The sequence below is a fragment of the Salinivibrio sp. SS2 genome, assembly GCF_001722075.1.
Taxonomy (GTDB): Bacteria; Pseudomonadota; Gammaproteobacteria; order Enterobacterales; family Vibrionaceae; genus Salinivibrio; species Salinivibrio proteolyticus.
The window spans coordinates 20,167-34,451 of sequence record NZ_MEBP01000066.1; the positions used below are offsets into that span (position 1 = coordinate 20,167).

A 14,285-nucleotide genomic window follows, 5' to 3' on the forward strand; every position below is an offset into this window, starting at 1 on the left:
ATGGAATGCTGTAACGAAGCATCGGTATTAACAGTCGAAGATGCGCAAGAAAAAATCGTAGATGCTATTGAGTTTAAAAACAAAACTGAAATCGTTCAGTTAGACATTGCGGGTGGTCGGTACCTCGCTGAGGATATTTTTGCACCCTTTGATACGCCTTTTTGTGATAATTCAGCAATGGACGGATTTGGATTTATTCATGACGACTTCAAGCGTCATAGTGAATTTAGAGAAGTTGGAGAGTCATTAGCTGGGCATCCCTTTAGGGGCTCCATCAAAAGCGGTGAATGCATAAGAATTATGACGGGGGCTACGGTTCCAGAAGGAATAGACACTGTTGTAATGAGAGAAAAAGTCACAGTTCAAGGAAAAAGGATCCAGGTACATTCCACCCCTCAAGCCGGGCAAAATATCAGATTAAAAGGAGAAGATATAAAAGAAGGGCAAGTTGTACTCAAAAAAAATAAAAAGATCAATGCTGCCGATATAGCTATTATGGCTACGTTTGGTATGAGAGAAGTCAATGTATACCAACCTGTCACCATCGCTATCTTCTCAACCGGTGATGAAATAATCTCAGTCAATAAGACCAAAGCCCCTGGACTTATTTATGACTCAAACAAACCAATGCTTATTCACTTACTCAAAGCCTCTGGGTTTAACATTTTAGATCTTGGCATCATTCCTGATGATAAAAAAGCGATAGAAACAGCAATCAAAAAAGCAGAGGATGCTGACGCGATAATAACATCGGGAGGTGTATCGGTTGGAGATGCAGACTTCACAACAGAAGTACTCAAAGAACAAGGTGACATTGATTTTTGGAAATTAGCGATCAAGCCAGGTAAACCGTTTGCTTTTGGACATGTGGGAACTACCCCATTTTTCGGTTTACCAGGTAATCCAGTATCGGCATTGCTCACCTGTCAGATCCTAGCTATTCCAGGTTTATTAAAGCTGAGCGGTAGTTCCACCATTTACCCACAATGGCTCACCGCCACATTAACCACATCGCTAAAAAAACGTCCTGGGCGCACAGATTACCAACGTGGTATTTATTCAATAAACGAGCAAGGACAATTAAGCGTCGCAAGCTCAGGGGCACAAGGCTCGGCATTACTTATGTCTGTATGCAAAGCTAACTGCCTCATTCGCTTACCGAAAGATAGTGAGGATGTCGCGGAGGGGGTCAGTGTTGAGGTGCTTCCCTTTGCCTTCATTCCCGGTTTATAAGACTAAGGGGTGACTAGATGACGTCACCCTAATTTCCATTATAGACGCCAGCGCAAAGCCGCTTGTTTGTCTGAAGGTTTAGCGCTTACCCACACCCAACCTTGTCCCTCAATGTTTTCTTTTTTCCATAAAGGTACTGATATTTTTAGCTGGTCCATAATAAAGCTGGCTGCCTCGAAGCTATCTTTTCTATGTTTGCTGGACACACCAACAAATACAATTGGCTCACAAAGCCCAATCACACCTATGCGATGCACAATAGAAATCTTTTCTACTGCACTCCATCTAAGCTGGACCTCCTCGGTAATGTCCATCATTGCTTTGTTTGTCATTGATAGATAGCTTTCTAAATATATCTCTTTGACACTTCGGTTTTTCTCAGAACTCCCACGCACTCGGCCAACAAAGGTAACAATGGCACCGCATTCGCTGCTGCTCTCAGTCAGTGCTTGAGTTAGCTGATTTATATCTAGGTGGTCTTCTTGAATCCTATACATAATCATCCCCCTGTAACTGGCGGGAAAAACGCGACTTCATCATTTTTATTGATCGTAAAGTCGCTCTCTACAATCGTATGATTGACCGCGGATATTACATCAAGATCATTAAGCCATAAAAAAGCTGTGTTCTGTTCGATTAGATGTTTTATCAATTCAGAAACAGGTAGAGGAGTTGGTACCTCAAGGCTAATGACACTTTCACCTATCCTTTCTCTTAGCAAACCGAAAAACCTGATTTCAATCATAACCCATTCCTCTGTCTATACTACCAGACTGTCCACCAGATTTATGTCGTACGTGAACCCCTTCGATAATCATGTTTTTATCGGCAGCTTTGCACATATCAAACAAGGTAAGCGCCGCTACCGAAACACCGGTTAATGCTTCCATCTCAATCCCTGTTTTGCCATCTAAAATACAACCACAAGTAATTTGAATACCGTTAGGAAGGAGCTCAAAGTCTATCCATATTTTTGATAGATTCAGTTGATGACACAGTGGGATAAGGTCAGAGCATTTTTTTGCTGCTTGGATCCCTGCTATCCTGGCAGTTGAAAGGACATCCCCTTTTTTAATCTGATTCTCTTTGATGCTATTTACAGTCGATGGAGACATTTTTAAAGTTCCGATCGCAACTGCCTCTCGCCTCGTTATCCCTTTGTTGCTGACATCGACCATATTTGCTTGGCCTGTGGCATTGATATGACTAAACTCACACATAATTAGCCTCTCGACACACATTCATTCGCATCAGCAATGTGAGGAACAAAATTACATGGGCCATGTTCGGCATCCAACTGTTCCTTGATTAGCGTTTTCCAACCTGTTTTACATGCACCTGTCGATCCAGGTAGAGCGAATATGATCGTTCTATTCGCGATACCTGCTACACAACGAGATTGAATGGTCGAGGTGCCAATTTCTTGATAAGACACCAACCTAAATATTTCACCAAACCCTTCAACTTCCTTGTCGAAAAGAGGCTTAATTGCTTCTGGTGTCGAATCTCGATCACTAAACCCTGTCCCACCAGTAATTATTATGGCAGAGATAGAATCGTCAGCTATCCATCTAGACACAGCCGCTCTAATATCATAGATATTATCACGCACGATTAGATGTTCATTAACACGGTGACCGGCCTCTTTTACCGATAAAGATAGAAAATTACCTGAGGTGTCATTACAGCTTTTTCGGGTATCTGAAACAGTTAACACCGCTACATTTAAAGGAACAAAGTTTGATGTATGATCAGCCATTTATACTCTCCAATAGGTGTTTCGCATAGTGCCATTCTTCGGGTGTATTACAATTGTGTAGTTCATCATGATTGACACATAACTCACCTGAACTGACTGCGAGTTTGTCACACGCACGATTAACAGAAAGCTCTCTATTTTCCTTAAGAACGTGATTGATGATTTCTTTTTCTCTTTTACTGTTCATGAGAACTAAAGGAAAAACATTACTTTTAGATACTTTTTTTGATTCATTTTTTTTCTTAACTTCACGAATCAAAGAGGTTATTGTCAATGAAGTTATAAGTGGCATGTCTATAGGTACAAAAACGAGAATAGATTGAGGGAAATAAATCATTGCAGAATAAATACCCCCCAAAGGACCTCGATTTGAATATATATCGCGTATATCGCTATACTCTTTTTCACCTGCGCAAATAATAACCTCATCGCATATTGACTGTCTCAGTATGGTAGCTTGTCTTTCAACAAGGGGCTGGGCACCATAAGCAAGAAGTGCTTTATCTTCCCCCATCCTTTTAGACAGGCCACCCGCCAGTACCACACCGACAACCTTTCTCTCTTTATCATTGCTCATGATACTAACCGCCTAACATCGCCAGGTTTTTTGTCATTCCACTATTATCATGATGTAATAAATGGGTCTCACGCTTATACTGGAGCAATGCTTCGATCTGTTCTTTCGTACCAACAATATCTCCTCGACACAAATTGTCTCGAAGACTTGATGCGCTACTAGCAAAAAGACATAGGTGTAAATTTCCGGTAGAAGAAACCCGAAGTCGATTACAAGACTTACAAAACTCTTCACTATAGGGCATGATCAAGCCAATTTTTCCTGTATAGTCAGGGTGAGAGTATTCATCTGCTGGACCTGCATTCGCTTCTTTTTGTGTCTTTTTCCAACCTTGCTCAATAAGACGATTTTGCAGCACCTGTCCACTTACGTGTTGACTTCGGTGAAAATCGCTATTGTCGCCGGTACGCATCAGCTCAATAAAACGCCAAGTAACTTCCTTATCTTTTGTAAAGGCTAAAAACTGTTCCCATTGGTCCAAGTTGTATTGTTTCATCAATACAGTATTAATCTTCACGTTATCCAAACCACTATCTAGAGCGAGATCAATGGTATCAAGGACCGAGTGCAGCTTTTGCTTCCCCGTTATGGCTCGAAACTGATATGGATTTAATGAGTCAGCACTAATGTTTAACGCTGAAAGTCCTGACTTGATATATTTAGGTAGAGTTTTGGGAAGATTAAAGGCGTTGGACGTCATCGCCACTTTCTTTATGCCACTTGTGGAAGCAGCAATAGCGATGATATCACAAAGATCTTTTCTTAATGTTGGCTCACCACCTGTTATTCTAATTTTAGAGGTTCCCAAAAGAGAAAACGCATGCAGTAAAGTTTCTATCTCAAATAGTGACAGTTCGTTTTTGCCAGCATTGCAATCATTACCATTGGGTAGGCAGTAGTTGCAACGGAAATTACATAAATCTGTTACCGATAGACGTAGATACTCGAACCTACGACCAAATGCGTCATATAGCATGTCAACACCTTTCCAAATCCGGGAGGCTGGCTGGTTTCCCAAGCCAACCCGGTAGCATCCACTAAATACTACGGCTCATTGCTCATATACAAATACGGGTGTACCTTGTACGTAGACGACAATGTGCTTCGGGTTGATTAAAGTCTTACTATAGTCTCTGATGTACCAAAACTATATAGTCCTTTATGTATACCCACAAAGGAGTATCGGACAAGTCATTGATTTGTTTGCTTCTTGGCTAAAAGTAGCACTAGAGTTAGTTTCAAAATAAGTAAAAATGAAATGAATAAAGACATGTCTGGATAAAACATAATAATCGACGTAGGAATAAACATTGAGAATAATGCGCTCAGTGCCCCACTCACACCAAAAAACGAAAACACATTCTTATGCATACGACTCACCTCTTCTTCATATAAGGAAGAGGAAAAAGACATCGCTATTCCTGACTCAACCCCCAAGACAAACATAAATAATAAATAAAATGAAATGTATAAAACAAAAGATCCTTCTACACTAAAACCTGTCATAAATATTAAAAGGCATACTACGACGACAACTGCATTTATAATAAACAGCCGCTTAATATCGGATCCTCTCTCAGTAATAAAATTACCGAAAGCTTTCCCAACAACGCCCATGATCGGGACAAAAAAAGCATAATCTAGTGGATTTACACTTTTAAAGTAAAGCCGAGTAATAAATGGGAATACAAACGTTGCTCCCAATAAAAAAGCGAGCGAACTGCCATATATAATAGCTGAAAAAAATTCTTTATTATTTAGATCACAAGTAAATACTTTATCTATCTTGGGAAAGTCTCTATCTCTTTTAACTGAAAACCAAAGAACAAAAAATAAAACAAAAACTAGCGGCATATACAAAAGCGGATATAAATAAAAACAACCCTGACTTATACCACTTTGAGAAAACAAAAGTCCTATAAAGAATGAGAATGAAAAACCAATGCCACCAATACTATCAGCGTAAGTAATTCTAGATACTGCATCACGCTGACTAAATCGCAACACCATAAATCGCATTACGGTGACTGAACTACCAGATGCTAAGCCTGTCAAGCTAGAAACTGCCAACAACATAATATAATTTTCGCTAGGAAAGAGTATAATAGCAGCCATCCATAAACATGGTAAAATAAGGAGAAGTGTAGAAATCAGCAACCAATTAATCACACCAAAAATGGTCGCTAGAAAATCCCAAAGAATTCGAGACAAACTACTTCCCAAAAAACAAAACAAAATCAGGATAAGCTTCGAAATGAATGTTAGGTTATATCCATAGTCTGGAAGATTAAAGACAACAACAGGCCAGGCTCCCCATACAAGGAAGGAGATAAATAAATGCATAATAGTGACCATCTCTATCTCCTTTTCATGCCTTTTTTATTCGGTTAGTTCTGGAAGATCATTTTCAGTTCTTCCTGATCGCCATTCTTTGCTTTCAGATTTTCTAATCGCAAAATGCATCCAGGTTAACGCCAAACTGCATAATACAAAGAGCAACATAAAGCATGTTTGCCAGACGCCAACTAGATCATTTAACATGCCAAATGTCAGAGGAAGAAAGAAGCCACCAAGCCCGCCAACCATACCAACAGCACCACTTACAACACCCACATTATTGGGATAATAAACAGGGATATGTTTAAAAACTGCCGCTTTTCCTAAAGACATGAAAAAACCTAGCACGATACAGATTACAGCAAATTGATAGACGTTAGTTTCTAATGAGAAATTAATAACACCTCGTATTCCCTCAACACTGTAATGTGTATTGGGATAACTAAGAATAAAGGTGCAGACTACTGATGCGATAAACGTCCAGTACATCACTTTACGAGCACCATACCTGTCCGATAATATTCCACCAAGTATTCTAAACAGTGAACCTGGAACCGTGTAAAGCCCTACTATCAAGCCTGCTTGAGCCAAGGACACATCAAATACACCGATTGTATATTGGGGTAACCATAGTGCTAATGCCACAAAGGCGCCGAAAACAAAAAAGTAGTACAAGGAGAATCGCCAGACCCTCACCTCTTTCAAAGGCTGGAGCTGGCTATATATAGATACTTGCTCTCGCGGTGTTTCTCGTCGTTCGTTTTTTGCGAGAAAAAAAAATCCAACTCCTGCTGTAGCCAAAATAATTGCATAAACTTGTACTGCACTGCGCCAGTCCATGACCAGTAAGAGCATTGGCATACAGAGTGAGGTCACAAAAGAGCCGACATTTCCCGCGCCAAATATCCCTAAAGCTGTACCTTGTTGGTTTTTCTTAAACCACGCCGATATATATGCCACACCAACAACGAAGCTACCACCTGCCAAGCCAATGCCCAGTGCGCAAAGCAACAGCAAGTAGTAACTGTGAGATAGACTCAGCAACCATGCAGAACCGGACGACAGGAGCATGACAACCGCAAAAACAGTACGGCCCCCAAAGTAGTCAGACGCGATTCCCAAAAACAATCGACTGACTGAACCTGTGAGAATCGGTGTCGCCATTAACAGCCCCAGTTCCGTGCTAGAAAGCTGAAACTCTTCCGCTATTTTTACACCCAATATGGAAAATACCGTCCACATGGCAAAACAAAGCGTAAACGAAAATGTTGACATTCCCAACGCAAATCTCTGTTGCGCCTTTGAACTATCGACTGCCTGTGCCATATGGCTTTCCTCCGACTCATAGCTAGATAAAACTTATAAGATAAAGAAGGAAACCTCCATACACTTAAAGTATCATGATTTACTCAAAAAGTACTCCATTGGTAGTATGCAATAGTATTAAACATTATGTAATTCTACATATAGAAAGACATTAATAGGAACTAAACTGAATTTAAAATGAACTAGACTAGAACAATATGGCACCGCCATGCATAACCAACTGAAATTATAAGGAAAATAATTTAATTACCTACTATTAGATACTCACTCTGCGCCAAAAAATGGTGTCCGAGTACCTCCTGCTAGTCATTGTTATCTTTTTCATTGAGTGCTTTATTAAAGGAAAGTAAGAAATCCTTTTCCGTTTGGATCATGGGGGAGTAAATGGGAAATATTTATCGTTGGGAGCCAGAAGACAATGAATTCTGGGAGCAGTCCGGTAAGCGAATAGCCTACCGAAATCTATGGATCTCTATCCCTAGTCTTCTTTCCGGATTTGCGGTTTGGTTATACTGGGGTATATTAACCGTACAAATGATTAATGCTGGTTATGATTTCAAGCCAGAAGAATTGTTTACACTGACAGCGATTGCCGGTCTCTCAGGCGCGACATTACGAATACCAAGTAGCTTTTTTATTCGTTTTTGTGGTGGGAGAAATACCATTTTCTTCACTACTACGTTACTGATTATACCAGCTTTTTTTACCGGTGCGGCACTAAAAGACCCAACTACGCCGCTTTGGCAGTATCAATTGTTGGCTCTTCTGTCTGGTATTGGCGGAGGAAATTTTGCATCCTCAATGTCGAACATAAGCTTCTTTTTTCCTAAGAAAAAGCAAGGCTTAGCACTAGGTTTAAATGCTGGACTGGGTAACTTTGGTGTGACTACCATGCAAATTCTGATACCTTGGATAATGACATTTGCAGCATTTGGATCGCTAAGTGGAGATCCCACAACACTCTTAACTGATTCTGGAACTATCATTGGAAAAATAAATGCGGGCACGACCACTTGGGTTCAGAATGGAGGATATGTTTGGTTAACACTTCTTCTCCCATTAGCTGTTTTTAGTTGGTTTGGCATGAATAATATTGCCACGAAAGAAGTTACTCCGACCTTACCATCTTTTACAAAAGCAGCCGTAATGATTAGTATAATGATAATCATTGGTTTATTTACATCAGCGATCGGTCTTTGGTTAATATTACCTGAAAGTGCGAATGGTAGCGGCTGGCAAGTACCTAAAGATGTTGCACTTATATTGGTATTATTATCTACATTATTTCTATTGAAGTCATTACCTGGTGCTATTAGTAAAAGCTTAACACATCAGTATCGTATCTTCAAAAACAAGCATACATGGATCATGAGTGTCATTTATACCATGACATTTGGTTCATTTATTGGCTTTTCCGCTGCGTTTCCATTGGCAATTCAACTGATCTTTGGCTATACGCATATCATCGTGGATGGAGTGATGACTCACTCAACCCCTAATCCCGCCGGGCCGAGTGCACTTACTTATGCGTGGATGGCTCCTTTTATTGGCGCACTCGTGCGACCTGTTGGCGGCTGGTTAGGTGATAAGTTTGGCGGCTCAAAAGTGACCCAAGTGTGTGCTGCTGTCATGGCACTATCTGCACTTGGTGCAGCCTACTATATGGCACAGGCATATGAATCAGAAACACCGCAAGAGTATTTTCTGCCTTTCTTCGTACTGTTCTTATTCTTGTTTACCGCATCCGGAGTAGCGAACGGTTCGGTATTCCGCAGTATTGCGATCATTTTCCCCAAGTCAGAAGCGGGTCCTGTTTTAGGATGGACATCAGCCGTTGCCGCATACGGTGCGTTCTACATTCCAATGGTGTTTGGTGAACAAATTGAAATGTCTACACCTGATCACGCTTTGATAGGTTTTGCTATTTTTTATATTGTGTGTATGTTAGTTAACTGGTTCTTTTACTTCCGTAAAGACGTAGAATATTACAATCCATAATGTACCATTAAAAATATATCTAGGCAGTTTTAGACTGCCTTTCATTAAAGGAATAGAGATGAATATAACTAACTATCAAGAACTTATCGAAGCAACTCAACTACAACCTGAACCTCAAAGATTACTATTTGTCTTCGCAAAAGCGGAGTTACCAGAAGGTCATACTATTCAACAAAAAACGACATTTAGTGCGGGTTCAGGAGGTACGTTAATGCCGGTATTGTGCGTTGATAAGTTACCTCAAGAGGTTGTGGATTTTTCACAACTTGTTTTAGAGTCTAATCAAACCGGAATAGTTTGGGACGTGGTATTCATTTCTGCGCTCGATGGACGAGGTGGCTACCCACCCAATAGCGATCAGGCGCAACAGCCACTAAGAATGATGCTGAATCAAATAAATGAAGGAAAAATCGGCATGTTTATTACGGCAAATAGAAACGGAGATTTAATTTCCCTTAACCCTGCTTAATAAGGTAAAAACTATAATGCTAGATGAACATGAGTATCAACGCTATGATCGCCAAATTGCTCTCAAATGTGTGGATATCGAAGGCCAAGAGCGGCTCAAAGCGACTCGCATTTTGGTGATAGGCGCTGGCGGCTTGGGATCCGCCGCGGCTCCATATCTCGCCTCCTCTGGAGTGGGCCACATTACAATATCTGATTTTGATAAAGTGGAACTGTCTAACCTACACCGACAAACCTGCTTTACTGAAAATGATATCGGCCGCTATAAATCTGAAGCGATGTGCGATCGTCTGCTTACTAATAATAGTCATATTTCTTGTGTACCAATAACGTCGAAGCAGTCCTCTCAACTATTAACTGAAGCGATTATCGAGCATGATCTCGTCCTTGACTGTACCGACAATAAGCCTACGCGAGAGCTCATCAATGAAATCTGTTGGCAGCAAAAAACCTTACTAATTTCAGGATCTGCCATTCGTACCGAGGGACAGGTAGGTGTTTTTACTGCCAATAAGAATGAGGCCTGTTATCAATGTATAAGCTCACAGTTTAGCGACGCTCCCTCTAGCTGTGTCATGTCTGGGATCCTCCCGCCTGTTGTTGGCATCATAGGATCAATGCAAGCACTTATCGCCATCAACAGTATTATCGCCCCGAACTCGGTGGTCACCAACGCTTTTTACTATTTCGATGGACTATCAATGGAATGGATACCATACAAAGTAAAGCCCGCTCCCGCATGCAAAATCTGTGGGTAGTTAAGATTCAGCAAAGCTTGCCACTTTAGGCATAGGAATGTTGATGATGGAACCCAAAATATGCGTATGAATAAGACTTTACGTACAGTTACGTTAACTCTACTTTGTTTTCTTTCTGCTACGACGATGGCAGACACCGCTCCCCTTCGCGTTGCTGTGTCCGCAAATTTTAATGGTACTTTCAATGAGCTCGCCCGCGCTTATCAACGAGAGTTTAACCAACCTTTTCTGATTAGTTCTGGCTCTTCGGGCTCTCTATTCGCAAAAATCAAACACGGAGCACCCTATCATCTATTTTTTTCCGCAGATAAAATACGTCCCATCTTGTTGGAGCAAGATGGATTAGTGGTTGAGAATTCTCGTTTTACCTACGCGATTGGCATACCCGTTTTGTGGTCAAAAGACACTGATCTGCTCACTAGCGCCGGAGATAAAGTCCTTAAAACACATTCCTTCAAACATCTCGCCATGGCAGATCCTCGTGTCGCTCCATACGGCCTTGCAGCCAAACAAATCATGCAACACCTTGAGCTCTGGAAGGATTTAAATAGCAATACACAAGTCGTGAAGGCGCAGTCCATCGGCCAAGTTTATGGACAGATCGCATCAGAAGCGGCGGAACTGGGCTTTTTATCTTTATCACAAGTAAAAGGCGTTGATGGGGCCATTGGCGGCTCGTACTGGATACCACCTCAATCTCTTTACGATCCCATCGTGCAACAAGCTGTCATTTTAAACTACGCAAAAAAAACACCCCATATCTTTGATTCAGCAGTTCAATTTCTAAGCTGGGTCAGAACCAGTGAAACAGCTACAGCCATTATCAAAAACTCAGGGTACAAAATAAACCAACCATCAGTCGCAAACCAAGCGACCTTGATACGATCCAAGAAAGGCATTATTGAGCAATGATCTCCCCAAACGATATCACTGCACTGGTTATCACTCTAAAGCTCGCTTTCGTGAGCACCAGTATACTGCTCATAATTTGCACACCGCTGTCGTGGTGGCTGGTCAACACACAGTCACGCGTAAAAGTCTTCGTTGAAGCGTTAGTGATGCTGCCTTTAGTCTTACCACCCACCGTGCTGGGCTTCTACCTCCTCCTACTATTGGGGCCTAATGGGTGGATAGGGGGAAGTTTAGAGGCGCTGGGCTTCAATCATTTAGCATTTTCATTTTCTGGGTTAGTGGTTGGTTCCATGATTTATTCACTACCATTCGTAATGCAACCACTTCTATCATCCTTTCAATCAGCAACTGGTGGCATATTAGACGTTGCCGCAACATTAAGAGCCTCCCCGATGGATCGTTTTTTCAATATTGTGCTTCCTTTATCACGAAGGGGTTTTTTAACCGCGGGTGTCCTTTCATTTGCACATTCATTGGGCGAGTTCGGGATCATAATAATGATTGGGGGAAACATTCCAGGGCAAACCCAAGTCGCATCTATTGCTATCTACAATCACGTCGAGTCAATGAATTACGACGCCGCGCATACACTGGCAGCCATACTTGTCTCTTTGTCATTTGTTTTACTATTGGCAACCTACACAATGAATAAAAAATTCAAACCAGTGAGCTTTATATGACCATTCAAGTCGCATTGAAATTGGCCAGAGACCAGTTCCTATTGGATATTAATCTGCATTTGCCGGGAAAGGGGGTGACCGCGCTCTTTGGTCGGTCAGGCTCTGGGAAAACGACCATATTACGCAGTATTGCAGGGCTTGAAACGTTGGATAGTGCGACGGTTATTGTCAATGGGGAAACATGGCAGCGCCAAGATGCATGTTTACCCACCCATCAACGCCCTATCGGTTATGTGTTCCAAGAACCGAACCTATTTCCTCATTTAGACGTCAAAGATAATTTGTTATTTAGCTACAACCGTGTAGACAAGGAAAAACGCTATGTCAGTTTTGAAGCAACGGTAAAAAGCCTCGGACTAACCGACATTAGTCGCTGCTACCCTCACCAGTTATCTGGTGGACAAAAACAAAGAGTCGCAATTGCTAGAGCCCTGCTCACTAGCCCGAGCCTATTGCTTATGGACGAACCTATGGCTTCTCTCGACCTTTCAAGTAAAGCCGAGATCTTACCTTACATCGAATCACTACAATCGACCCTGAAGATACCTATCATCTATGTCAGCCATGCCATTGAAGAGGTCTCAAGACTTGCCGATCACATTGTGCTGTTAGATAACGGAAAAGTATTAGCACATGGCGCAACACAAGATATGCTCACAAGGACAGATTTGTCTTTAGCGCGAGATGATAACGCGGCTGCGGTGGTTCACTGCACCGTCAAAAAGCATACAGACGACTATATGACAGTGCTAGATTTATCCAATGATCAACAATTGCATATCCCTTTGCAGCAAGTCGAGACACACAGCATCATCAAAGCAAGGGTACACGCAAAAGATGTATCAATCGCTTTAGAAGCACCACAACAATCAAGTATCAATAATTGCTTATTGGCACAGCTCATGGAGGTGAGCGACGACACGCACCCCGCCAACGTCTTGTTACGGTTGGACGTAAGTGGTCAACCGATATTATCGAGGATCAGTCGCCGGTCGTTGTCTCGACTCAAACTGCAGCCAGGACAAATGCTCTATGCCCTGGTTAAAGCGGTTAGTTTTGATTATTAACTAACCGCTCCCCCAGTTATATCGGCTAGATAGCCTTAGACAACTGTCTAAACAACGTATAGGCCTGAGTCACTTGCTCCCCTGTGACAACAAACCCAGTTAGCTGCTGATCGTCATCAGAGGCTCGCACCACTATCCCCGAACTGACCATATTGATATCCCAGCATATTGCCGAATGGATATCACCTGCCATGTAAATGGGATAATTGGGGGTTTTAACTTTAACCATAATAGCGGGTAACGTTAAACCGCCATCAACGCCAAGCAACTGCTTACCAAGCGTATTCGCACTTAAAGAAATGGCTTGTAGATAAGGCCTAATTTGGCCTTCAACCTCGGCACAATCTCCTAGCGCAAATACGTCGCTAGCGGATGTCCGCAGCGATGTATCAACGCAAATACCCTGGTTCACTTGAATGCCTGCTTGCGCCGCAAGCTTGGTATTTGGCGTCAAGCCAGCCGCTGATATAACAAGATCCATAGTAACCTTCTTGCCACTCTGCAACGTCAGCGAAAGCGACTGCTCCTGTTGATTAACTTCCACCACACTCTCGCCAAGGCACAATGTAGTGCCTAGTTGCCGCATCTTACTCTCAAGCGGTCTAGCAACAAACTCTGGAACCAGTGTCCCAAGAAGGTGGGTATTAGGCTCAACAACCACAACGGATTTCCCGCTTCGCGCTAGATCCATCGCAATTTCAACACCTATTAATCCACCCCCTATAATGGCAACGCGCTGAGCTTGACGCACATTAGGCTCTAATGCGCGCAACTCTGTCAAAGAGTTCGCTGTCATTACTCGATGCGCTGCATCCCCCTGGACCGGAGGTATAAAAGTAGTCGCACCGGTTGCAAAAACCAGCTTTGAATAAAAATACTTTTGACCATTTGAGCGTACATAATGGGCCTGTGTATCGACATGCTCAACGACAGTCTGAGTCAATAAAGTAATATTGTATTCATCTGCGAACACATCAGCGTATTTTAAAACTAAATCGTCCGCTGTTTGTTGTTTACTAAATACGTGGCTCAAATCCGGCTTGTTGTACTCATGGCCATCATCAGCCGTCAATACGGTCACCGGGATCTCCCTATCCATACGCCGAATTGTTTTCACCAGTTGGTACGCAGCGAAGCCACTGCCAATAATAATAATTGGTTCAGTCATTT

The 14,285-nt window shown here is 42.1% G+C and carries 16 protein-coding genes and 1 riboswitch; of the genes, 7 read left to right on the top strand and 9 right to left on the bottom strand.

Annotated elements, in window-relative coordinates; translation table 11 throughout:
• Positions 1-1,233, top strand: a complete 1,233-nt coding sequence (gene moeA / locus BGK46_RS06420) for a molybdopterin molybdotransferase MoeA (RefSeq protein ID WP_069587816.1) — start codon at positions 1-3, stop codon at positions 1,231-1,233.
• Between the two features lie 38 nt (positions 1,234-1,271).
• On the opposite strand, the gene BGK46_RS06425 is transcribed toward moeA, so the two are convergent.
• The 8 genes from BGK46_RS06425 to BGK46_RS06460 form a co-directional block, all read right to left on the bottom strand.
• Entirely contained in the window at positions 1,272-1,730 is a 459-nt protein-coding gene (locus BGK46_RS06425) for a molybdenum cofactor biosynthesis protein MoaE (RefSeq protein ID WP_069363173.1), read from the bottom strand.
• Between the two features lie 2 nt (positions 1,731-1,732).
• Positions 1,733-1,978, bottom strand: coding sequence for a MoaD/ThiS family protein (locus tag BGK46_RS06430; RefSeq protein WP_069363090.1), 246 nt, complete (start codon positions 1,976-1,978; stop codon positions 1,733-1,735).
• Complete coding sequence (gene moaC / locus BGK46_RS06435) at positions 1,971-2,453, bottom strand: cyclic pyranopterin monophosphate synthase MoaC (RefSeq protein ID WP_069587818.1); 483 nt, start codon at positions 2,451-2,453, stop codon at positions 1,971-1,973. The genes BGK46_RS06430 and moaC overlap by 8 nt, the downstream gene beginning before the upstream one ends.
• A 2-nt stretch (positions 2,454-2,455) precedes the next feature.
• Positions 2,456-2,992, bottom strand: a complete 537-nt coding sequence (moaB, locus tag BGK46_RS06440) for a molybdenum cofactor biosynthesis protein B (RefSeq protein ID WP_069363091.1) — start codon at positions 2,990-2,992, stop codon at positions 2,456-2,458.
• Complete coding sequence (gene mobA, locus BGK46_RS06445) at positions 2,985-3,569, bottom strand: molybdenum cofactor guanylyltransferase (protein ID WP_069363092.1); 585 nt, start codon at positions 3,567-3,569, stop codon at positions 2,985-2,987. Before mobA ends, moaB begins: the two co-directional genes overlap by 8 nt.
• A 4-nt stretch (positions 3,570-3,573) precedes the next feature.
• Positions 3,574-4,545, bottom strand: coding sequence for a GTP 3',8-cyclase MoaA (gene moaA / locus BGK46_RS06450; protein ID WP_069363093.1), 972 nt, complete (start codon positions 4,543-4,545; stop codon positions 3,574-3,576).
• Positions 4,535-4,690: riboswitch (molybdenum cofactor riboswitch) on the bottom strand. (Overlaps the previous gene by 11 nt.)
• A 70-nt stretch (positions 4,691-4,760) precedes the next feature.
• Positions 4,761-5,924 (bottom strand): MFS transporter, encoded by a 1,164-nt coding sequence (locus BGK46_RS06455; protein WP_069363094.1) that lies wholly within the window; start codon positions 5,922-5,924, stop codon positions 4,761-4,763.
• 24 nt (positions 5,925-5,948) lie between these two features.
• Entirely contained in the window at positions 5,949-7,232 is a 1,284-nt protein-coding gene (locus tag BGK46_RS06460; protein ID WP_069363095.1) for an MFS transporter, read from the bottom strand.
• A 384-nt stretch (positions 7,233-7,616) separates the two neighbouring features.
• On the opposite strand from BGK46_RS06460, the gene BGK46_RS06465 reads away from it, so the two are divergent.
• The 6 genes from BGK46_RS06465 to modC are packed head-to-tail and all read left to right on the top strand — an operon-like array spanning position 7,617 to position 13,115.
• Positions 7,617-9,230, top strand: a complete 1,614-nt coding sequence (locus tag BGK46_RS06465) for an MFS transporter (RefSeq protein ID WP_069363096.1) — start codon at positions 7,617-7,619, stop codon at positions 9,228-9,230.
• Between the two features lie 58 nt (positions 9,231-9,288).
• Positions 9,289-9,699 carry a hypothetical protein gene (locus tag BGK46_RS06470; protein WP_021022847.1) on the top strand — a complete coding sequence of 137 codons (411 nt, stop codon included), beginning with the start codon at positions 9,289-9,291 and terminating at the stop codon, positions 9,697-9,699.
• 16 nt (positions 9,700-9,715) lie between these two features.
• Complete coding sequence (locus BGK46_RS06475; RefSeq protein ID WP_069363097.1) at positions 9,716-10,456, top strand: HesA/MoeB/ThiF family protein; 741 nt, start codon at positions 9,716-9,718, stop codon at positions 10,454-10,456.
• A gap of 60 nt (positions 10,457-10,516) precedes the next feature.
• Entirely contained in the window at positions 10,517-11,368 is an 852-nt protein-coding gene (gene modA, locus BGK46_RS06480; RefSeq protein WP_083238609.1) for a molybdate ABC transporter substrate-binding protein, read from the top strand.
• Positions 11,365-12,048: a molybdate ABC transporter permease subunit gene (gene modB, locus BGK46_RS06485; RefSeq protein ID WP_069363098.1), complete on the top strand. Its 684-nt coding sequence runs from the start codon at positions 11,365-11,367 to the stop codon at positions 12,046-12,048. The genes modA and modB overlap by 4 nt, the downstream gene beginning before the upstream one ends.
• Positions 12,045-13,115, top strand: a complete 1,071-nt coding sequence (modC, locus tag BGK46_RS06490) for a molybdenum ABC transporter ATP-binding protein (protein ID WP_069363099.1) — start codon at positions 12,045-12,047, stop codon at positions 13,113-13,115. Before modB ends, modC begins: the two co-directional genes overlap by 4 nt.
• Before the next feature lie 25 nt (positions 13,116-13,140).
• Here modC and norW read toward each other — a convergent pair whose 3' ends face one another.
• The gene (norW, locus tag BGK46_RS06495; protein WP_069587819.1) at positions 13,141-14,283 is read right to left on the bottom strand and encodes an NADH:flavorubredoxin reductase NorW; all 1,143 of its coding nucleotides are present in this window, start codon (positions 14,281-14,283) and stop codon (positions 13,141-13,143) included.
• Between the last annotated feature and the right edge of the window lie 2 nt (positions 14,284-14,285).